The following is a 20,248-nucleotide window of genomic DNA, read 5'->3' as shown; positions in this document are numbered from 1 at the left end:
GTTCTCTCAAATTAGTTTTGGATTGGTGGAGCGGTTTCTTCAGGTGTCAGCACTCGCTCAAGAACCGGAACGGGATAATCTACACCCTCTTGTTCTTCCAATCGAATCTTATATAGAGATTGAAGGGCTTGGTGGTCTTCTTCACGGAAGGTCATCGTGCCTTTTGGTGTTTCAAAGCTCATCCCTTCCATGGTGGTAATCAATTCATCAGCGTCTACTTTTCCACCTGTCTTCTTCAATGCTTCTGTAATGGATAACGCCGCACTCATACCACCTGGTGTGAACAGGTCAGGTACAGCATCATATTTCTCCTGATGTTTCTCCACTAACCAGTCGTTAATTTCATTATCAGGAAGGGTATGATAGTAAACCGTGAACCCTTCCATACCGACGAGTTCCTTCATTGTGCTAAGTGCAGCAATATCCGGTGCTCCAGTAGAGATCTTAATGCCTTTTTCTTGAAGTTTCATGTCAGAGATCTGGTTCCAAGGAGAGTTCGCTCCTGCCCAAATGACAAACAAGTAATCCGGCTCAGACTGAATGATCTTTTGAATATTAGCTGTAAAGTCAGTAGCCGTCGGATCAGCGTATTCTTCGTGAACAATCTCTGCACCTAAATCTTTAGCCGCTTTCGTGAATGCAGCTACTCCGTCACGCCCGAAAGAATAATCCGGTGCTAAGGTAGCGATTTTTACGCCATCTTTAGCAATGGCCGCCGCTCCTGCTACAGCATCTTGGGAAGAGTTACGTGCAGTACGGAATACATATTTATTCCAGTCCTTTCCTGTAATACTATCGGCAACAGCAGGCTCAACTACCATGATTTTCTTATACTCTTCCGCTAATGGCAGAACCGCTAGCGTATCTCCTGAACTGGACGATCCAACTAAGAAATCCACCTTATCGTCTTCTAGTAATCCGATTGCTTTTTGTCTGGCTACTTTTGGATCCGTTTCTGTATCAGCATATACAACCTCAATAGGACGACCCTCGATCTCGTTCGTTCCATCTGTTGCATATTCAATCCCTAACTCGAAGCCTTGCTTCGTTTGTTTTCCGTAAGATTCGAGCGCCCCTGATAAGGAAGCAAGCACACCGATCTTGATCGGTTCGCCTGATGTAGCCTCTTCTTCACTTCCATCTGTTGTTTCACCCGTTTCCGTCTCATCTTCCGTACCCTCAGATGAAGCATCATCACTGCTACACGCCGCTGCAAATACCAATAACATCAATAATACCAACAACCCAAACCCACGTTTTAGTTTCATTTAACCTTCCCCCTTCTCCTCATTTAAACAATCTTTATGGATAGCTCTATCGTAGAAGAAGGGAGTTACAAGACAGTTACAAACAGATTCATCACCGCTTATGGATCATTTTCCAAACGAAAAAAGCATGGAACGGTTCAGCCATTCCATGCTTTTCTTATGGTTTAGTCGCGTACGTTTGAACAGTTCTTTCCTTTCGGATCAACTGGAACATCTCTTGTGTTGATTCCATTGGCGGAACGCCTAGTTCGTCATCAAGGATCTTGCAGCACTTCTGATACCACTTAATTGCTTGAGGACGATTGTTTCGTTGGTAGTAGCTAAACATCATTAATCGATAAGCTTCTTCCCAAGTTGCGTCTATCCTTAGAATACGTTCACACCAATGGATGCATGTGTCATATTCTTCTAACCGCACACAAAATTGAGCCAACCGTTCAGCTCCCCGCAAGAATAAAACTTGGAGTCGCTCTCGTTCGTGTAAACACCAATCAGATAAACGCTGATCAGGTAAATAATCATCTTTATACAACGACAAGCCTCGCTCAAGCATACTTTTTACCTGATCAGGGTTATGCTCGAGTAATCCAGCTTCCACCCACTCCTCAAACAGCGCACTATCCAATTCGTATCCTGATTCTGGATGTATTCCGTAAGCGCTTCCTTCTTTCTTGATAAAAAATGACGCCCCTCTCGCTTTACGATCAGGCTCGATCGTTTTTAGTAGAGCGTTTAACGCTACCTTAAATCCCCGGTTAGCACTTTCTTCATCCTGGTCAGGCCACAAAGCAGATAAGATCTCCTCTTTCCTGACTAAATGCTTTCGTTTTGTAATCAGGAGTTCAAATAATTCTTTTGCCTTGCCTCGCTGCCAGTCCTCTTCTACAATGACACGCGTTCCCATATACAGCTTCAATGGTCCGAACGTTTCAATACGAAGCGTAAACCCTGGATGCGTATCACGCTTACCATAGCCTAGCTTCTTAATGAACATCGTCACAAAGGATTCATGAATGTGCAGACTGCGAGCTTTAAAAAGAAGCGGTACCGTGTTTTGCAAGTCAACAGGTCCAAATGTTGTACGGTTTGTTAAGAAAAACTCATATTGTCCTGTTTGAACCCGTTGCAGGAAACTTCTCATCTCTTTTTCAAACGATTCTTCATCCCCAGTTTTCCAATCGATAAAAGCTTTCCAGTAAGAAGTTAGCATTAATCCGTATTGATCGCCGCACTGATGGAATTGCTTTTCAATACCGTTTAGTTTTTCTGCTGCTTGCTCGTACTTGTTACTATAAACGGAAGCAATGGCCATACAAAGTTGAATTAGTGTTGAGAGCCACACGTCTTGAACGTGTTCCGTTTCGTATAGCCCTCTTTCTCCGGTTTCCATTGCTTTCTCATACTGACCTTGAACGCCGTATAACACACAAAGCCCCATATAAGGTTCAGCTTTTCCCCGGGAAACGTTCAATGTTTCCATCATTTCAAGGGAGGTTTGATAGCAACGCTCAGCCAGGTCTGATTCATAGTGATTGGACAACTGAACAGCATGGCCAATACGCATCCAACCACAAGCTTCCACAAAGGGGGACTGTACTTGTATCCCTTGTTGGATCCCTTCTTCCGCGTGCTTCTTGCTTTCTTCCCCTTTCCCCATAAAGGCTGCAATAATAGATAGCAAGATATCCGTTTCCCGGTGAGATTGGGGTAAGAGAAGGTGGTTGTTTTGAGGTTGCTTTTTCTTCCTTGACTTGAGCACCTTTTCCGCTTGGTTTAGCCGACCTGTGCGCAAGTATAAACGCGCTTCGAAGTTATCATCTTGCAGGGGTAAATGAAGTTCTTTCGCCCGCTTGTACCAACTTTCAGCCTTACGCGCTTGCCCAGCATTTAATAAATTCTCCGCTAAGAGGTGGTAGAGATGAGCCATTTCCTCTTTAGCTACCTCAGCCTTCTCCCTGTATTCGATCGCTTGCTGTAAATAACGCTCCCCCTTTTCTGGTTGGATAGTATCCAGATAAATGCGAGCCATTCCTTCTAAAGCGAGACTCGTGATATAGGCATCATTGCTTGTTTTCCCTATACGATAAATCGCATTATAACAAGCTTCTGACTGCTCATATGATGATCGGTAGCGCAGCACTTCACCTTCATAGAACCAAAGCATCGGATGATTCTCTTTTACATCTTCTGATAACAGACGAATCGAATCGTGGAGGCTCTGTAACTTCCCAGACTGAATCATCGTCTCCCCGTACCGTTCGAGGATGCTTGCGACCCTTCCTTCCGCTACACGATGAGCATGGTACAGTGCGGTTTCCATATCCCCATTTTTCTCATAGTACGTCGCAGCAACGGAGTGAAGCGTAATATAAGAATTCTGATCCTTTTGTTTCATTCGATTTTCTAGAAAGATTTTTATAAGGGCGTGATAGCGGTAATGGGTTTCATCGATGCGTTGCAGAAATAATTGTTGAGAAGCGAGTTGCTCAAGCATTTGTTTGGACCCAGACATTCCTAAAACGTTATCACAAACGTCCGCTGAGAACACGTCCAAAATAGCGGTTTGTTCCAAGAATTGTTGAACGAATAGAGATTGTTTCGCAACTACTTCCTGGGCCAGGTAATCAAATAAGTCCTGCAAGGAAGAGGAGTGATTTTGAAGAATCTCTCTCGTAGGAACTCCTGCTTGAAGCTGTTGAAGGATCATCTCAAACGCGATCGCCCACCCTTCCGTCGTACGATGAATGGCTTTTAGATCGTTCTCTTCCACTTGTAACCCGTATACATCCTCCAGGACATGCCCCATTTCTTCTTGAGATAAGAGAAGGTCTTCCTGGTTTAGTTCTAGAAGATTTCCCTTCACTTTTAATGAGGTTAGAACATTGAATTGAATTTTGCTACGACTGGCTAAGATCATATGTACGTGGGAAGGCAAGTGTTCAAGGAAGAGCTCCATCCACTCTTTAATCGCGGTAGATGGTTGAAGATGATGAAAGTCATCCATGACGAAATAAACGGGGTGGTCGATCTGATTGAGTTCATTAATCATCAAAGACACCAACCTGGCCATTTCATGCTTCTGGTGAATTTGATGATAACGATCCAGTTCGCTAAGCATGTGCTCCCCAAATGATGGCTCCAAAAAGCGCAGCGCATAGATCCACTTTGTTAGAAATGGAATAAGATCATCATCGTTTGATGAGACACTATACCAGGCTATATCGAGCCCACTATCTTGTACAAAAAGTGTTAAAGCAGTACTCTTTCCATACCCTGCTCCTCCATGCATACAGATAAGGGGATACCTTGTGATGGATGCCATCTTCTTTTGCAAAGAGGATCGGCGGACGAATCGGTCTTCTGCTACAGGTGGCCTGAGTTGCGTTTGGATAATAGGGATAGTAGACACCTAATCACCTCACTTATTTTCGGACTTTTCTATCATTTTAACATATAGGTTTGTGAGATTTTGTCAAAATATCAAGGCAACGTTCGACGTTTTAAGCTAAAGAGTAGCCAATGATCTGGATAAGGCAATATTTTTGCATGGGGTGGTGGTTTTCTCTGATAATAATGAAAGAGAGGTTGAACAATAATGAGGATGGTGCATCGTGACTATAAAATTAAGCGTATTGGATCAATCCCCCGTTTTAACTGGGCAGAATCCACAAGACGCCTTTCAGCAAACAACAGAACTTGCCAAACACGTCGATCAGCTAGGCTATCACCGGTACTGGGTTTCGGAGCATCATAGCACACAGAGCTTAGCAGGCTCCGCCCCGGAAGTATTAGTCGCTCACTTAGCAGCCAATACCAAACATATTCGAATTGGAACAGGGGGCGTTCTTCTACCTCACTATAGTGCCTATAAAGTAGCCGAAGCGTTCCGAGTGCTTGAAACGTTGTATCCAGGACGGATCGACTTAGGAATTGGACGCGCCCCAGGCGGAATGCCGAATGTCAATTACGCCTTAAATGACGGCTCGTTTCCTAACGTTGAGAAGTATCCGGACCAAGTGAGAGAGTTAATGGCTTATCTACATGGACAAGATCCTTACCATTTAGACGTTCGTGCTACCCCGCAAAGTGAAACAGCTCCACCTGTTTGGATGCTTGGTTCCAGTGGCACAAGCGCCCGACTCGCAGCCGATCTCGGTGCTTCTTATTCGTTTGCTCATTTTATTAATGGGTTTGGAGGAACGCGAGCTATGGATCGGTACAAGAACCACTTCTCCCCTTCTATTCAACAGTTAGAGCCAAAGGGAAACGTTTCTGTATTTGTCGTGTGTGCGGAGACGGAAGAACATGCAGAGTACTTAGCTTCATCTTTAGATGTGTCGATTCTTAAGATTGAACAGGGGGCAAAGCGTGAAGGCTTCCCTCCTCCAGAAGAAGCAAGCCAATACCCTTTCTCTATCTTTGAGAAAGAACGGGTTCGTGAAAATCGTCAGCGTATGATTGTCGGAAACCCTGAACAAGTGAAAGAACGACTCGAACACTTAGCCAGAGCTTATAATGTAGATGAAATCATTGTGAACACCATTATTAATCCCTTTGAAGAGCGGCTCCGTTCTTACGAGCTCCTCGCTAATGCATTTAAAGCGTAATAATCAAGCCCTGTCTCAAACATTACTGGTTGGACAGGGCCTTTCTGTGTTTAATCCCGTTGGATGGTTTTCTCATAAAAGTAAAAAGGAGCTTTTCGCTCAGGGGTACTCCACTCCCCTATATACGTATAACCTTTCTTTTGAAACACACGCTGTGCTGCCGGATTTAACGAATAGGTATCGGTTTTCATATAAGAAATTCCCCGGTTCATAGCTAGTTGTTCAGCATATTGATAAAAGGCCTCAGCTATCCCCTTCCCTCTTACGTTTGGATCAACCGCAAGCCTTTGGGTTAATAACACCTTTTCCTCACCGGGTCTTGACCAGGATAGAAGCTCATAATGGGTTGGTTCTGTCTCATTAAAGCACGCAACCCCACACACTACTCCATCCTTTTCAAATACAAATAACCTTTCTTTATCGTGGTCGTTTTCATAATCGGAATACAAAGGATACGCTTCGTCCCACTGGTCGCTCCCTGTCTCCTTCATGATGACTTTTGATTCTTCTACAATTTCCATTATTCGTTCTAAATCTTCTCTTTTGGATCGTCGAATCATGAATCATGCTCCCCTTCACTTTCGTTTCTTCCTATTTAATCTCTAGAAGAGTATTAAATCAAGCCCCTTTTAAGCCGATATATAAACTATGTGTTCAATTACGGAATAAAGGAGTAACGTTATGCAGAAGAAAACACTCTTTTTATGGATGATCGGATTATTGTTATTGAGCGCTTGTGCCGAAACAAGCCAAACAGGCAAAGCAGAAGAAAAGAAGACAATTGGACTCTTAGTGACAGATAGTGGTCTAGGGGACAACTCGTTTAGTGATTCAGCTCTTCAAGGGTTAGAGCGGGCACGTGACGAGTTAGGCGTTTTTTTCAATTATAAGGAACCGCTTACTGGAAACTATGAAGGGTATCTAGAAAAACTCATTGAAGAAGGTCATGACCTTGTAGTCGGGTTGGGATTTGAATCTCAAGAGGCTGTTGAGAAAATGGCCAAGAAGTACCCAGACCAAAAATTCTTACTCATCGATGCTGTATCCGAGCAACCAAACGTGACATCTCTTACATTTAAAGAAGACGAAGGTAGCTATTTAATCGGACTAATCGCTGGTATGCGAACCGAATCCAATCACGTTGGGTTTATCGGCGGCATGGACATCCCAGTAGTAAAGAATTTTGAGAAGGGCTTTAAAGAAGGTGTTCAAGAGGTAAACCCTGATGCAACTATTTCTGTTGATTATATAGGAAATTTCGATAATGACAATAAGGCAGCAGAGCTTGCTCAGAAACAAATCAAGAATGGGGCAGATTATCTATTTCCTGTAGCTGGCTATGCAGGTGTCGGAGCTCTAAAAGAAGCCCAAAAGCAAAAAGTATATTCATTCGGGGTAGACAGTGATCAGTATTTCTTAGCGGAAGATTCCGTCGTTACCTCTATGATGAAACGAATTGATGTCGCTTTGTTCGATATTGCGAAACAGCTGAAGGAAGATTCCTTTGAACAAGGAGAGCACCTTCAATTAGGGCTAAAGGAAGAAGCGGTTGGATTAGCTCCGATCCGTGTCATCCGTTTATCCCTTTCCGAGCAAGATACTTTAGAGGAAGCTATGAATAAAGGAGGCGATGAATAACATGTCTCTTCGTAAACGGATCTTATTATTATCTTCTATTCCTTTAATACTAAGTTTACTCCTGATCGGGTATGTGATTACTCAGATGTTAGACGTTCAAAAATCATCTTCACAAGAGGTTGAACTTCTTCTGAAAGCGGAGCATTTAAACGGTAGTGTGGTTACGCTTCAGCAGTCATTGAATAATTACTCAAACAATCCATCAGAAGCGAGTAAAGAAGAAACCACAGACTTACTACAATCCGTAAACAAGGAAGTCGCTTCATTGGAGAGTTATTTAAAAAATTCCGAGCAACAAAAGTGGTTTGATCAGCTCAAATCCAAATACGCCTCATTAAAGGCTCAATCAGAGCAATTCCTGGCTTCCAATGATACAAATGAAATTAGTCGTCAGGCTGCCCGCGCAGGCGGTATTCTAAATGATGCTTTCATGATTAATCATACAGCGAATGAATGGTATGAAAGTCAAGTAGAGGGACGAAAGGCGCAAATTCAACAGCTTATCCTTATCACTTTGATTGCAAGCGGAGCGTTAATCCTTCTTTCTATCTTATCTTCTTGGAGATTATCCGCTCAGACTGCTAACCCCATTCGGGAACTGGCTAAGAAAGCTACTACGATTGCAAGCGGCGATTTAACAGTAGAAGTAGCGAAAACGAACCGTAAAGATGAAATCGGACAACTCGCTTCCTCCTTTGGAGAAATGGTGGATCATCTAAAAGAAACGATCCGTTCTATTGAAACGATGGGAAAAGAAGTGCAAGAGTTCAGCTTAGGGTTAAAGAGCAATATCGATACGCTTTCTGAGAGCTCTATACAAGTGGCGACTTCTACAGATGAACTTGCTCAAGGGAGTCAATCGATCTCTACCGATATTCAGGATGCTTCTTACTTAATGGATGAGATGCACAACGGATTTCAACACAACGTAGAAGCTAGTCGGAACGCAAACGCTCAAAGTGAGAACGCTCTTAAGAGTGTTGAAGTTGGGCAACGTTCGATCGAAAATCAACAAGATTTGCTTAACAAAGGCATTGAAGCCACTCGATCTATTGAGCACTCCGTTCAATCCTTTGTCCAATACACGAATGAAATTCATCAAACTTCTCAGCTTGTAAATGACCTGTCTGAGCAGACGAACCTTCTGGCGCTAAATGCAGCCATTGAAGCTGCTCGAGCAGGAGAGCACGGGAAAGGGTTCGCTGTTGTAGCAGAAGAAGTACGAAAGCTAGCGGACCAATCAAGAACCGCTACAGAACAGATCTTCAGTATGGTTGAACATATTCAAAACGGCATCCATATGATCGAAGAAGATACAAGCCGCTCCACATCGATCTCTCAAAAGCAAGAAGAGACGATGAATGAGTCTAAAACGGCCTTTTCTTCGATCCACGACCATGTCACAATGATTCATACAGAATTACAGCAACTCGTTCAGAATATGGATACGTCCTTAAATCGAAGTGAACAAGTATCATCCAGCATGCAGAGTGTGAGTGCCATTACAGAAGAAACGGCAGCTGGTACAGAAGAAATCTCAGCCTCCACAGAAGAGCAACAAAGAACGTTCCACAACGTGCAACAACAATCTGTCGAGCTCCAATCCATGATCAATCAACTAGAAGAACAACTGAACCAATTCAAACACTAAATGCTTTATTACGTGCCAGACACCCTTTACTATAGTAAAGGGTGTCTGGCACGTTTTTTTAGCGTCTATTAGGATAAGTGGGTTTTTCAAGGGAGCTGATGTCTTCATCCAGGTTCATCATCTTTTCTTCTAGCATTCCCTTCGCATCACGTACTCCTTGATTATAAAAGTGAGGAGCAATTTCTTTCTCTATAAACTGAAAGACTTGATCAGCTGCAATGTTACCAATCTCTTCTCCTCGTTCCATTTCAAAGTATCCTTGAATTTTAGATAGAATTTGCTCTCTTTCTTCCTTTTTTAATGATGGATTCATAGGTTCCACTCCTTTTTCATTTTCATGGGTTTTGGACCGGTAAATCTGATACAGACCCTACAACACATGTGGTTTTCGTTGGACTCCCGGGTTTATGGTGAACGAGTACCTGCTTAAATCCGGCTTGTTCTAAGAAGGAACGGATTTGATCCCCAATAATGACGGTCGTTTCGTCACTGGCGCCTTTTTCGTGTGGCTGAAGAGCAATCGCAACTCTTCCCTTTTCACTCATCTGTTCCCTAAGCGCAGCAAGCGTTCCAACCGGGTCTTCCCAATACGTAATGTTATTAATCGCAAGAACTTTATCTATTGTATCATGAAGATTCGTTGATTCTTCCGCATAGCCTTGTGCTAATCTTACTCGTCCTCCCTCTACGTCCTTCTTATTACGTCGCTTTGCTTCTTCCACCATGGCTTCTGAAGGGTCAAGCCCAATCACTCTTACCCCATCATAGGAATCGCATAGTTCCTTCACGCAATAGCCAGGTCCAAACCCAATCTCTAGTACACAGTCATCCTGTTGAATATCTAAAAAAGACATCGCCCATTTATTGATACCAGCGTTTTGCTTATACATGAGCCAGCCGACGGCTTTTCCAATCAGACCTTGTGGTTTTGAAAACTGAGAGAACAAAAATCCCATACCGATTCGCTCCTTTTAAAGAAATCTTTATTCTTCATTCCCCCAATTCCGCACTCCTTTAACAACTTTTCTACCTATCGAACGGACAAATGGGTATATTTTATTCCCTTATTTCATGAATTAAGTAGTAGGGTTAATTTTAGACGGAAGGTGGAATTGTTATGTATTATCCTTCACCACAACCGCAATACCGTGACAATCAACGCCAGGCAAACCGTTTTCTGACGGTGACAGGAATTGGTTCAGTCAAGGCTCAGCCGGATATCGCGAATATTACACTCGGAGTGGAGACGCAAGATAAAGAATTAACAACCGCTCAGCAAACCAATGCCCAAACGCTTAATGAAGTGATTGATGCGCTCATTCAAATTGGAATTCCAAATGAAAATATTCAAACAGTAGATTACTTTATCTTCCCTCAATATGATTATATTGATGGAAAGCAACAATTCAGAGGCTATGAAGTTACCCATCTTATTACAGTGACGATCGAAAATTTAGAACAAACAGGAGAAGTCATCGATACAGCTGTAGCCAATGGAGCAAACCGGGTCTCAAATATTTCCTTCACCGTCCAAGACCCTCAGTCCTTTTACCAACAGGCTCTTGCTTCCGCTTTACAAAATGCGAATACGAAAGCACAAACCATTGCTCAAACGATGAATCTCCAAATCGACATGACACCCTTCTCAATCGACGAACAAGTTCCCCCTACTCAAGCAACGCCGCAAACCTTTGTGAAAGCTGAATCTGTTGGAGCGACCAGCACTCCTGTGGAACCTGGTCAGTTAGAAATTACAGCGCGAGTTGAAACCAAATACCAATACATTTCGTAAACCATATAGACACTTAAGTTGAAGATTGCCACTAACATTTACAGGGAACTGCGTTAGATAGGTAGACGCTTCACTAAGTGGCGATTATACTAAACAACGCATCTACTACTACTTGGAGGGAATACTTCTTGAAAAAACATGAACTACTCAGCAAAGTACTCCGAACGTTTGCACTATCTCTACTCGTGGCAACGGTCGGATTGTATATGGGGCAGTGGGTTCCACCAGCCTTGTTTCTCCCACTTGTCATCTTAGAGTTTATATTACTCATTTCTGTTTTCTTCCTGCGTAAAGCAAAGAAAATTGGATATGGTTTTCTATTTCTGTTTACGTTTATATCGGGCTTAACGTTATACCCAGCTATTTCGTATTACATCAGTTCTATCGGCGCTACGACTGTTCTGATGGTGCTCGGCGTGACAACGATCATCTTTATTGCGCTATCCCTTTATGCCTGGAAGACCAAGCGTGATTTAAGCTTTCTTGGAGGCATGCTGATGAGCGCCCTTCTTGCGCTTATTCTGGTATGGCTAATTCATATCTTCTTTAACTTAGGCAGTGCAGCTATTCTTGTTATTACGTTAATTAGTGTGGTAATCTTCTCCGGATTTATCATCTACGACATTAACAAGATTAAGAATGGCCACTTCAGCGAGAAAGACATCCCCCTTCTTGCTCTGAACTTGTATTTAGATTTCATTAATCTATTCTTAGACTTGCTTCGCCTTGTAGGTATCCTAAAAGATGACTAATACAAAAAGAGCCGAAAACCTCTATAAGGGTTTTCGGCTTTCTTTATGATTAATGCGAAGGACATGAATCACGAACTAAATAAATGCCCCACTCCAAAAAGGGTCGTGAAAAACACAAGCGCTATAGCTAATAATAAAGAAGCCAACCTCACCTGACTCTCTCTAAGAGGATCAGGATCCTGGTAATGTGTTGGATTCTTACGAAGACGCGCAAATACAAAACTCACGACTAGCGTTCCTAATAAGAAAAACGTATCCGAATCTTCTCCTGCACCTCGTCCTAGCTCTCCGTCCATAATCACTAGCATAAACACGAAAAAGATCGGAAAAGCCTTAATGACCTTCCACACAAACCGCTTCAGCACTCTTTCATCTGAAGAAGAACGAGATGCTTCCACAGAAGCATCCGTTAACAACTGCAAAAAGGCGAGCATATAGATCGCTATGTATAAGATGTAAAACGGAAGAGACAGAAACGACACAGCAGCCATCAACCCCACGATCGCCACTATCACGAAACCACTTACCCCTTTATAGTTACTTCGCAACATTTCCACTCCTCCACCCCCTTCCCCAGTTCCAATAAAAAAAACACAAACGCAGAGTATTTTCCATTTTACTCCACATTTGTGCGTTTGAAAACGACTGATTTAATTATTGAAACGTACGAGCTAAGAAGCCTTCCACTTCTTCAGGTGTTTTAGCATCTGCGCTATGAAGGTGAGCGATTTTCTGACCGTTTTGGAATACAAGAATACTAGGAATCCCCATCACTTCATACTGATCAGCAACATCTGGTAGCTCATCACGGTTAATCTCGAACCATTTATAAGCATTATACTCCTCTACAATGTCCCCAATAAACATATCCATACGCTTACAATCCGGACACCAATCCGCAGAGAACTTAATAATAACCGGCTCTTCCCCATCTATAAGATCTTGAAATGTCTTCATCTCTCGAATAAACTCCACTAAAAATAACCTCCTTGAAATAACTCTCATTCTATTTAAACATATCCCAACCAGATTCGAAATACATGAGCACATTCATGTAAGTTGGATTAGAGTTAATACTTTTATAATAAATGTATAATGGAATAAAGAAAAGCACAGGCGGGGTGGTCAGGGCCGTACGGATAAGCCAGCTTTTCGGAAAAGGCGAATAGCCTTTGGAGAAAAGATGGCTTATCTCGCTAGGCCCTCCCCGCCGGAGCTGGATCTAGGCCAGAAAAGCACAGGCGACTGTTTAGGTAAAGTGGAAGTTCGACTAAAAACGCCACATCCTGTGGCAACATCGAACGACCCCACGTCCTGTGGGGCCGCATAAGCAAGCTAATGGAAGTCTGCGCAGCAGACTGGAGTTAGATTGCTTATGACGCTAGGGGCTAGGAGCCGGAGCTGGATCTAGAACGAAAAGCGCAGGGGGCTTGCCCAGGGGCGTACGGATAAGCAAAATGCCGGAAGTGGCGTTAGCCACTGCAGGTAGTTTGCTTATCTCGCTAGCCCCTAGCCCCCGGAGCTGGATCTCATGAAAAGCGCAGGGCCGCTGCTTAGGCACGGCAGGCATAAGACAAAACCCGCAGTGAGGTGCTTTTCCTCACGAAGGGGGTTGCCTTATGTCCAGAGTGTCTGCGGCCCGGAGCTGGATCTAGGCCAGAAAAGCGAAGGCGACTGTTTAGGTAAAGTGGAAGTTCGACTAAAAACGCCACAACAATAACCAACATCGAACGACCCCACGTCCTGTGGGGCCCAACTATAAAAACAGATTTCAATAAGGGGGATTACAAGTGAAAAGAGTTATAGGATTTCTTTTACTCCTACTCATCCTTACATCTTGTAGCAATGCAGACGGAGAAACAAATGGTACTGATCAGTCCTTACAAGATACATCTTGGGAAGATATTAAAACCAAAGCCTCCGAAACCACTGTGCGCCTTCATATGTGGGGTGGCGATGAGGGCATCAATCGTTATATAGACGAATGGGTCGCCCCTCGCATGAAAGAACAATACAACATCCATTTAGAGCGAACTCCTATGGACACAGGCAACATCCTCCAGAAACTTTACTCAGAGAAACAGGCCAATAAACAAGATGGTACGATTGATGTGATTTGGGTAAACGGAGAGAATTTTAAAAATGCGAAAGAAAACAATCTGCTCTATGGTCCTTTTCGTAATCAACTTCCTAACTTCAAAGATTACTATGAACAGGATAGCTTAGCGTTCGATTATGATTTCGGAACCCCTACTGAAGGATATGAAGCTCCGTGGGGGAAAGTTCAATTCGTCTTTTTATACGATCAGGACAAAATAGAACAACCACCTGAAACCTTTCAAGAATTGAAGACATGGATTCATAACAACCCAGGAGAGTTTACTTATCCAAATCCAGATGATTTCTCAGGGAATGCGTTCTTAAGACACCTCCTCTACAAAGGAGCTGAGGATACGAAGACCCTGGTCGAAGAGCCATTTTCAAAAGAACGTGCAAGTAGCGCCGGGGATTATATGTGGTCCTACTTGAATGAAATAAAGCCAGATTTATGGAGAGAGGGAAAACACTATCCTTCTTCATTAGCTGAATTAGATCGTTTGTATAGCAAAGGAGACGTTTCCATGACAATGGGGTATAACGAAGCCCGTGCTGAACACATGATTGAGAACAATGAGTTCCCTGACTCAACTCGAAGTTTTGTTCTAGATGAAGGGTCAATTGGAAACACTCACTTCTTAGCTATTCCTTACAATAGCCCAAATAAAGCAGGAGCCATGACGTTGATTAATTTCTTGCTATCTCCTGAGGCTCAGCTTCAGAAATTGAAGCCAACAAACTGGGGAGATAACACACCAATCAGCATAGATAAGCTTTCAGAAGAAGATCAGCAAGCCTTTGAGTCATTAAACCGAGGCAAAAGTGTCCTCTCCAATGAAATTTTAGAAGAGAGCTTCCTACCAGAGGCCGACGCCCAATATGTAGAGTGGATAAAGGAGAATTGGAAAGATGAAGTTATCAGAGGCGAATAAGGCTTGGGTTCTCTTAGTTCCAGCCTTACTCTTTCTCGCATTGCCACTTTACGGCTTCCTATCAGCCGTACGTACGAGTTTACAAGATCAAGGGGCGTTTACAACCAAGTACTACACAACACTATTTACCGAACAGAGCTTCTATGAGTCACTCGGGTACAGCATCCGTATTACCTTAATCGCCACCGCTCTTTCGCTATTACTTGGGGTGCTGATTACCAGAAGCTTCACACCATTCATCCAGAGAACAGCAGGCAAGCTAAGCATTTGGCTCCCGATGCTTTTCCCTCACTTTGTATGGGGGTATATTGTTCTTCTTCTGTTTGAACAGAGCGGCCTTATCTCTAATCTATTGAACGAGATCGGTTTCATACCGAGCACAGATGCTTTTCCCATTGTGACAAACGACCAAAATGGAATTGGGATGATTCTGACCTATGTGGGCAAAGAAACCCCTTTTGTCGTATTAATGTTGCTTCCGATCTACACGAAGCACGATAAAGGCTACAGAGATCTCGTCGAGACATTAGGGGGTGGGAAATGGGCGGCATTTAAAGATGCAGAGTGGCCATGGGTTTTCCCGGCGCTAGTGGAGACGGGGATTATTTTATTCGCCTTTATTCTAAGTGCTTATGAGGTTCCCTTCCTTCTTGGGGCGACTTTCCCAGAGATGATTTCCGTTTTAACGTATGATTGGTTCTATTCGGGGGATTGGAATGATCGACCTTTAGCTTTCGCTGCGATGGTTATGACCAGTGTCATTATTGGTATCGTCAGTTTTATTGCATTTTCAGTCATGAATCGGAAACGGATGCTTCTCACGAAAGGACAGGATTAGTATGAACCGCCTTAGCAAACAGAAAAAAATTCAATTTTGGGTTCTCACGTGGCTCCTGTTCATCTTACCTGTCGTGTTTTTGTTCGCCAAAAGCTTATTCATGAACATTAGCAGTAATGGCAGTTCAGAAATGATGATCTCTTTAAAAGGCTGGGAGGCACTCTTTTCTGAGGCAAAGTTGATTCAAGCTACCTTTGTTTCCCTCGGCATTGGTGCCCTTGTCGTGGTACTTAATCTCATCATCGGTCTCTTAGCCGGAAAGGCACTGGCCTTTTATTCTTTTAAAGGGAAAGCCGTTGTTGATGCACTCTTCCTACTCCCACTCATTGTTCCCTTGCTTGCCATTACAATGGGCCTTCATGTGGCTATGATTCGAATTGGTCTGACCGACACGTGGCTCGGGGTAGTGCTCATTCATCTCGTACCGACTATCCCTTATAGTATTAAAATGTTACGAAGCGGATACGCATCTATGGGAACCGGGATCTTACAACAAGCACAAGTACTTGGCACAACAAGATGGCATCGCTTCTGGAGTGTAGAACTCCCTCTCCTCATGCCATCTATCAGAAGTACGGTTTTCTTAATCTTTGTCATTAGCCTAAGCCAGTATGTGATTACAGCCATTATCGGGGGCGGGAATGTGGTAACTCTCGCTATGATTTACTTCCCATTCTTAGATTCAGCTGAAAGTACCGTTCTTGCCGCCTTTTCTGCCTGGTTCGCTTTACTTCCCGTCTTATTCTACCTGTCTATGGAGCTTCTTTTATCGCTCCTTCCGTATCAAAATCCTTGGAGGACTCGTTTATGACAGCATCGTTTATCACAGTCAATCACACATCGAAATCATTCCATAATGACACCATCTTCAACGATCTCTCGTTCACCTTATCCAAAGGAGAGATCTTAAGTATCGTAGGCCCTTCAGGAAGCGGGAAAACAACCCTTCTTCGTTGCTTAGCTGGATTAGAGCCGTTTACTGAAGGGACATTCATCATAGATCAACAAGAAGTCACGAACCTTGATGCCAATAAACGCCCAGTAAGCTTGGTATTTCAGCATCCTTTACTATTTCCGCATATGACAATCGCTGAGAACGTTGCCTACGGGTTATCCTTTCAACGAATAAAGAAAAAAGAAAGAATGCGACGTGCACAAGAATTGATCAACCAAGTTGGGCTAACCGGTTATGAAAAAAAATTCCCTTATGAATTATCCGGCGGTCAGCAACAGAGAGTTTCACTAGCCAGATCCTTGGCTATCTCCCCTCAGCTTCTCTTACTCGATGAGCCCTTTAGTAGCCTGGACGTTCGTCTTAGAGGGGAGATGCGTGCCTGGGTCAGACAGTTGCTAAAGGATCAGGCCATCACGGCTGTCTTTGTTACACATGATCGAGAAGAAGCCATGGAGATGGGGGATTATGTCGGCGTCTTTGAAAACGGACAATTTCAGCAGATCGGTGAACCTGAACACGTGTATCACGTTCCCGCAAATGCCTTTGTCGCCGATTTCTTTGGCGACCATCTAATTGTCGACAAGGAGACCTACATTCCTGTGCAATCCCTATTCTTATCCAAATCCACACCGCATCAAACTGAATGGGTGTGGAAAGGGACGATGAAGAATAAGGTGCATATCCATGGACACAGCCTTTATCAAATCTTTATTGCAGACGTAAATCAACAAGTCACCGTTTCTAGTTCCCTTGGCCTTCAGTGGGATGAAACGGTTTATGTATCAGCACACCCTGATACGGTTCATACGTTTACAAATTTAAAGCAAAGGAATGAGTAACATGAAACAATTGAAAAATTGGATAAAACCAGTGATTGTACTCATTCTATTTGGTATAGCCGCTTATATTGTTCGATTCGAGTTCAATTTGGGAAAAGATGAAATAAGCACCTTTGTTCAATCATTTGGGTGGTGGTCCCCTTTTATCTTCTTTCTCATTTATGCACTCGGCCCTATCGTTTTCTTTCCGACCTCTATCCTATCGCTCGTAGCAGGTTTTGTGTATGGGGTTTGGCCTGGTTTTCTTTATATCCTCTTCGGAGCAACAGGAGCTGCAGTGACAGGATACATTATGGGACGTTTCTTCGGCGACTCACTCGTCAAAGTTCAAAACTTTTCATGGTCCGAACAATTATTTAAAAAAATAGATCAGAATGGCTTCTTATACGTTCTTATTCTTCGTTTGACTCCCATCGTTGGATTTGATCTTTTAAGTTATGTATCTGGCATTACCAGGGTCAACTTTCGATCCTTCATCCCGGCAACCATGATTGGAATGTTCCCAGGGACGCTCGTTTACAGCTATTTGGGCGCTAGTCTTGGAACCGGTAATGTTAAACAAATTATGTTAGCTGTCTCTCTTCTTCTTGCGCTAATGGCCATCACCTTCTTGTTTAGAGAAAGGATTAAGCGATGGCTCGGCTTTACAGGATAGAGAGCGCAGGAGGTGTAACAAATGCTCGACACACATGCTAGGAAATACGTTCAGCCATCGATTGAACACACATCCAAGTGGTTGACGACACTCGGATTAACCGCCAATCAAGTTACAACCATTGCCTTTATCATCGGTATTGCTTCAGGTGGGATCTATGCTCTTGGCTTTCCCATTCTGGCTGTAGTCGCTCTTTGGCTATCCGGTTTTTTAGATGCTGTTGACGGAACAATGGCCAGAATGACCAAACCATCCTCCTTCGGCACCGTCATGGATATTACGTTTGACCGAATTGTTGAGATTAGCATTATTTTAGGCATCGCCTATCTTCATCCTGAAGTTATGTGGCCCCTTCTTCTCTTAAGTGTCTCGATTATCTTTTCAATGACCATCTTCCTAACAGTCGGGGCTGTGTCTGAAAAGCAAGGGATTAAGTCTTTTTATTACCAAGCAGGAGTGGCAGAGCGTACGGAAGGCTTCATCTTCTTCAGCATCATGATGCTCTTTCCATCCATCTTAATGTGGTCAACGCTTGCTTTCTTCGCTGTAGAAGTCTTTACAGCGTTGCAGCGCTTTATAGAAGCAAAACGAATCTTGCCTTAGAAAGGGGAAAAAACGATGAAACAATATGACATCATCATTATAGGCGGCGGTGCAGGAGGCCTTACTGTAGCTTCAGGAGCCGCTTCCCTGGGAGCCCAGGTAGCCTTAGTAGAAAAGCGAGAAGACTTAGGTGGTGACTGCCTCCACTTCGGTTGCGTCCCTTCTAAATCTCTTATTGAAGCAGCTAACGAAATTCACCATGCCAGAAGTGTATCGAAGTACGGCGTACAGGCATCAGGTGAAGTCGATGTAAAGATGATTAATCAACGCGTCAAGGAATCAATTGAGCACCTTCAGGAACATGACAGCATTGAACGCTTCGAAGACTTAGGAATTGATGTCTATATAGGAGGAGCGTCGTTTCGAAGTGACCATGAAGTTGAGGTTGAGAACCAAGAGGAAGCTCTTTTTGGAAAACGCATCATAATTGCAACCGGCTCAAGACCTAACGTACCTCCAATCGAAGGGCTGAAAGAAACAGGTTACCTTACAAATGAAACTGTCTTTGACCTTAAACAACTACCGAAGAAAATGGTCTTTATTGGCGGAGGCCCAATCGGTCTTGAAATTGCTCAAGCCTATGCACGCCTTGGATCTGAAGTCACTGTTCTTGAAGCCGGCCCTGGGGTACTAGGCAAGGAAGATCAAGATATCCAGAAGAAAGCGCAAGAGATACTGGAACGAGAGCTAACGATCATTACAGATGCAAATGTAAAGAAAACCTCTCGAGAAGGAAAACAGAACTACGTTCATTATTCCGTTCAGGATGAAGAATATGTAATAGAAGCTGACCAAATCTTCCTGGCAACAGGCCGTAAGCCGAATACAGATTCTCTCGATCTAGATCAGGCTGGCGTCGATATGGACGAGCGGGGGTTTGTAAAAGTCGATGAGACGCTTCGTACAAACGTCGGACATATTTTCGCCATCGGAGATGTGAACGGAACGCCTCCTTTCACTCATGTAGCGGGGTATGAAGGGAAAACAGTTGTACAAAATGCGGTGTTTGGACTAAGTCGCAAGGCGTCTTATGAGTTAATCCCATGGAACACCTACATCACACCAGAAGTCTTCCACCTTGGCCTCACGCAGAAAGAAGCGCAAGAGAAACATGATGGCGTCCTGATCTATCACACCGATCTGGCGGATGTGGACCGCTTCGTGGCCGATCACAAGTCAGAAGGCTTCATTAAATTTATCACAGATACCAAAGGGCATATATTAGGAGCACACGCCATTGGGAAAGGAGCAGGAGACTGGATGCAAGTAGCTGTTTTAGCTGTTGAAAAAGGAATGAAGATCGGAGAACTTTCCAGTATGATCTATCCTTACCCCAATCACACAGCCGCAATTGAACGTGCCAGTAACGAATACTGGAGAAGTAAACTATTCAGCGGCGTGGTCCCGTCGATTACAGAGAAATATATTAAGTGGTTCAGATAAAGCAGAAGAGCTGCTGATGGTTCGCCATCAGCAGCTCTTTTTATGTTGTGGGACTAGGAGGACAATACACCTCTCAAAATCTCTAGGCAAACGTCCATTTTTGATGAATTCGCGGAAGAACCCAACCAAATTCGGGTCATCTGCATATTGTAGTAAAGAAGTCAGATCTTGAAGGAGG

At 43.5% G+C, this 20,248-nt stretch carries 19 protein-coding genes; 12 read left to right on the top strand and 7 right to left on the bottom strand.

Annotation, left to right across the window (positions count from 1 at the left end):
* Nucleotides 1-11: 11 nt before the first annotated feature.
* Both LQ226_RS18945 and LQ226_RS21235 read right to left on the bottom strand, forming a co-directional pair.
* Complete coding sequence (locus LQ226_RS18945) at nucleotides 12-1,268, bottom strand: substrate-binding domain-containing protein (protein ID WP_231419619.1); 1,257 nt, start codon at nucleotides 1,266-1,268, stop codon at nucleotides 12-14.
* Between the two features lie 157 nt (nucleotides 1,269-1,425).
* A complete protein-coding gene (locus LQ226_RS21235; RefSeq protein ID WP_231419618.1) occupies nucleotides 1,426-4,677 on the bottom strand; it encodes a winged helix-turn-helix domain-containing protein in 3,252 nt (1,083 codons plus the stop codon).
* A 208-nt stretch (nucleotides 4,678-4,885) separates the two neighbouring features.
* On the opposite strand from LQ226_RS21235, the gene LQ226_RS18935 reads away from it, so the two are divergent.
* A complete protein-coding gene (locus LQ226_RS18935; protein ID WP_231419659.1) occupies nucleotides 4,886-5,875 on the top strand; it encodes an LLM class flavin-dependent oxidoreductase in 990 nt (329 codons plus the stop codon).
* Between the two features lie 50 nt (nucleotides 5,876-5,925).
* On the opposite strand, the gene LQ226_RS18930 is transcribed toward LQ226_RS18935, so the two are convergent.
* Nucleotides 5,926-6,435: a GNAT family N-acetyltransferase gene (locus tag LQ226_RS18930; RefSeq protein WP_231419617.1), complete on the bottom strand. Its 510-nt coding sequence runs from the start codon at nucleotides 6,433-6,435 to the stop codon at nucleotides 5,926-5,928.
* Nucleotides 6,436-6,556: 121 nt separating this feature from the next.
* Between LQ226_RS18930 and LQ226_RS18925 the strand changes: the two genes are divergently transcribed.
* Together LQ226_RS18925 and LQ226_RS18920 are read left to right on the top strand one after the other, a co-directional pair.
* Nucleotides 6,557-7,513: a BMP family lipoprotein gene (locus LQ226_RS18925; protein WP_231419616.1), complete on the top strand. Its 957-nt coding sequence runs from the start codon at nucleotides 6,557-6,559 to the stop codon at nucleotides 7,511-7,513.
* Entirely contained in the window at nucleotides 7,506-9,164 is a 1,659-nt protein-coding gene (locus tag LQ226_RS18920; RefSeq protein ID WP_231419615.1) for a methyl-accepting chemotaxis protein, read from the top strand. Before LQ226_RS18925 ends, LQ226_RS18920 begins: the two co-directional genes overlap by 8 nt.
* A gap of 58 nt (nucleotides 9,165-9,222) precedes the next feature.
* On the opposite strand, the gene LQ226_RS18915 is transcribed toward LQ226_RS18920, so the two are convergent.
* On the bottom strand, nucleotides 9,223-9,477 hold the full coding sequence (locus tag LQ226_RS18915; protein WP_231419614.1) for a DUF2164 domain-containing protein: 255 nt from the start codon (nucleotides 9,475-9,477) through the stop codon (nucleotides 9,223-9,225).
* A gap of 22 nt (nucleotides 9,478-9,499) precedes the next feature.
* Nucleotides 9,500-10,120 carry a class I SAM-dependent methyltransferase gene (locus LQ226_RS18910; protein ID WP_231419613.1) on the bottom strand — a complete coding sequence of 207 codons (621 nt, stop codon included), beginning with the start codon at nucleotides 10,118-10,120 and terminating at the stop codon, nucleotides 9,500-9,502.
* Between the two features lie 161 nt (nucleotides 10,121-10,281).
* On the opposite strand from LQ226_RS18910, the gene LQ226_RS18905 reads away from it, so the two are divergent.
* Nucleotides 10,282-10,956 carry an SIMPL domain-containing protein gene (locus tag LQ226_RS18905; protein WP_231419612.1) on the top strand — a complete coding sequence of 225 codons (675 nt, stop codon included), beginning with the start codon at nucleotides 10,282-10,284 and terminating at the stop codon, nucleotides 10,954-10,956.
* A 128-nt stretch (nucleotides 10,957-11,084) separates the two neighbouring features.
* Entirely contained in the window at nucleotides 11,085-11,708 is a 624-nt protein-coding gene (locus tag LQ226_RS18900) for a Bax inhibitor-1/YccA family protein (RefSeq protein WP_231419611.1), read from the top strand.
* Between the two features lie 68 nt (nucleotides 11,709-11,776).
* Here the strand turns inward: LQ226_RS18900 and LQ226_RS18895 are convergent, their stop codons facing one another.
* Nucleotides 11,777-12,265, bottom strand: a complete 489-nt coding sequence (locus tag LQ226_RS18895; protein ID WP_231419610.1) for a hypothetical protein — start codon at nucleotides 12,263-12,265, stop codon at nucleotides 11,777-11,779.
* Between the two features lie 97 nt (nucleotides 12,266-12,362).
* Complete coding sequence (locus tag LQ226_RS18890) at nucleotides 12,363-12,665, bottom strand: thioredoxin family protein (protein ID WP_370635538.1); 303 nt, start codon at nucleotides 12,663-12,665, stop codon at nucleotides 12,363-12,365.
* Between the two features lie 833 nt (nucleotides 12,666-13,498).
* Between LQ226_RS18890 and LQ226_RS18885 the strand changes: the two genes are divergently transcribed.
* From LQ226_RS18885 to LQ226_RS18855, 7 genes are read left to right on the top strand one after another with little or no spacing between them, the layout of a single operon-like run.
* Complete coding sequence (locus tag LQ226_RS18885) at nucleotides 13,499-14,737, top strand: ABC transporter substrate-binding protein (RefSeq protein ID WP_231419608.1); 1,239 nt, start codon at nucleotides 13,499-13,501, stop codon at nucleotides 14,735-14,737.
* Nucleotides 14,715-15,575 carry an ABC transporter permease gene (locus tag LQ226_RS18880; protein WP_231419607.1) on the top strand — a complete coding sequence of 287 codons (861 nt, stop codon included), beginning with the start codon at nucleotides 14,715-14,717 and terminating at the stop codon, nucleotides 15,573-15,575. Before LQ226_RS18885 ends, LQ226_RS18880 begins: the two co-directional genes overlap by 23 nt.
* 1 nt (nucleotide 15,576) lies before the next feature.
* Nucleotides 15,577-16,386, top strand: a complete 810-nt coding sequence (locus tag LQ226_RS18875; protein WP_231419606.1) for an ABC transporter permease — start codon at nucleotides 15,577-15,579, stop codon at nucleotides 16,384-16,386.
* Entirely contained in the window at nucleotides 16,383-17,369 is a 987-nt protein-coding gene (locus LQ226_RS18870; RefSeq protein ID WP_231419605.1) for an ABC transporter ATP-binding protein, read from the top strand. Before LQ226_RS18875 ends, LQ226_RS18870 begins: the two co-directional genes overlap by 4 nt.
* Nucleotide 17,370: 1 nt before the next feature.
* Complete coding sequence (locus tag LQ226_RS18865; protein WP_231419604.1) at nucleotides 17,371-18,024, top strand: TVP38/TMEM64 family protein; 654 nt, start codon at nucleotides 17,371-17,373, stop codon at nucleotides 18,022-18,024.
* 21 nt (nucleotides 18,025-18,045) lie between these two features.
* Nucleotides 18,046-18,627 (top strand): CDP-alcohol phosphatidyltransferase family protein, encoded by a 582-nt coding sequence (locus tag LQ226_RS18860; RefSeq protein WP_231419603.1) that lies wholly within the window; start codon nucleotides 18,046-18,048, stop codon nucleotides 18,625-18,627.
* Between the two features lie 15 nt (nucleotides 18,628-18,642).
* Entirely contained in the window at nucleotides 18,643-20,070 is a 1,428-nt protein-coding gene (locus tag LQ226_RS18855; protein ID WP_231419602.1) for a dihydrolipoyl dehydrogenase family protein, read from the top strand.
* Nucleotides 20,071-20,248 lie beyond the last annotated feature (178 nt).

It is taken from the genome of Pontibacillus sp. HN14, from assembly GCF_021129245.1.
Taxonomy (GTDB): Bacteria; Bacillota; Bacilli; order Bacillales; family BH030062; genus Pontibacillus.
This window is presented reverse-complemented; position numbering and strand designations above follow the sequence as displayed.

What these genes read in the sequence shown, in the direction of transcription:
- LQ226_RS18915 (WP_231419614.1), bottom strand. Translation starts at nt 9,477, where the DNA reads ATGAATCCATCATTAAAAAAGGAAGAAAGAGAGCAAATTCTATCTAAA.
- LQ226_RS18875 (WP_231419606.1), top strand. Translation starts at nt 15,577, where the DNA reads ATGAACCGCCTTAGCAAACAGAAAAAAATTCAATTTTGGGTTCTCACG.
- LQ226_RS18890 (WP_370635538.1), bottom strand. Translation starts at nt 12,665, where the DNA reads ATGAAGACATTTCAAGATCTTATAGATGGGGAAGAGCCGGTTATTATT.
- LQ226_RS18920 (WP_231419615.1), top strand. Translation starts at nt 7,506, where the DNA reads ATGAATAACATGTCTCTTCGTAAACGGATCTTATTATTATCTTCTATT.
- LQ226_RS18860 (WP_231419603.1), top strand. Translation starts at nt 18,046, where the DNA reads ATGCTCGACACACATGCTAGGAAATACGTTCAGCCATCGATTGAACAC.
- LQ226_RS18865 (WP_231419604.1), top strand. Translation starts at nt 17,371, where the DNA reads ATGAAACAATTGAAAAATTGGATAAAACCAGTGATTGTACTCATTCTA.
- LQ226_RS18905 (WP_231419612.1), top strand. Translation starts at nt 10,282, where the DNA reads ATGTATTATCCTTCACCACAACCGCAATACCGTGACAATCAACGCCAG.
- LQ226_RS18870 (WP_231419605.1), top strand. Translation starts at nt 16,383, where the DNA reads ATGACAGCATCGTTTATCACAGTCAATCACACATCGAAATCATTCCAT.
- LQ226_RS18880 (WP_231419607.1), top strand. Translation starts at nt 14,715, where the DNA reads ATGAAGTTATCAGAGGCGAATAAGGCTTGGGTTCTCTTAGTTCCAGCC.
- LQ226_RS18925 (WP_231419616.1), top strand. Translation starts at nt 6,557, where the DNA reads ATGCAGAAGAAAACACTCTTTTTATGGATGATCGGATTATTGTTATTG.
- LQ226_RS18945 (WP_231419619.1), bottom strand. Translation starts at nt 1,268, where the DNA reads ATGAAACTAAAACGTGGGTTTGGGTTGTTGGTATTATTGATGTTATTG.
- LQ226_RS18855 (WP_231419602.1), top strand. Translation starts at nt 18,643, where the DNA reads ATGAAACAATATGACATCATCATTATAGGCGGCGGTGCAGGAGGCCTT.
- LQ226_RS18910 (WP_231419613.1), bottom strand. Translation starts at nt 10,120, where the DNA reads ATGGGATTTTTGTTCTCTCAGTTTTCAAAACCACAAGGTCTGATTGGA.
- LQ226_RS18930 (WP_231419617.1), bottom strand. Translation starts at nt 6,435, where the DNA reads ATGATTCGACGATCCAAAAGAGAAGATTTAGAACGAATAATGGAAATT.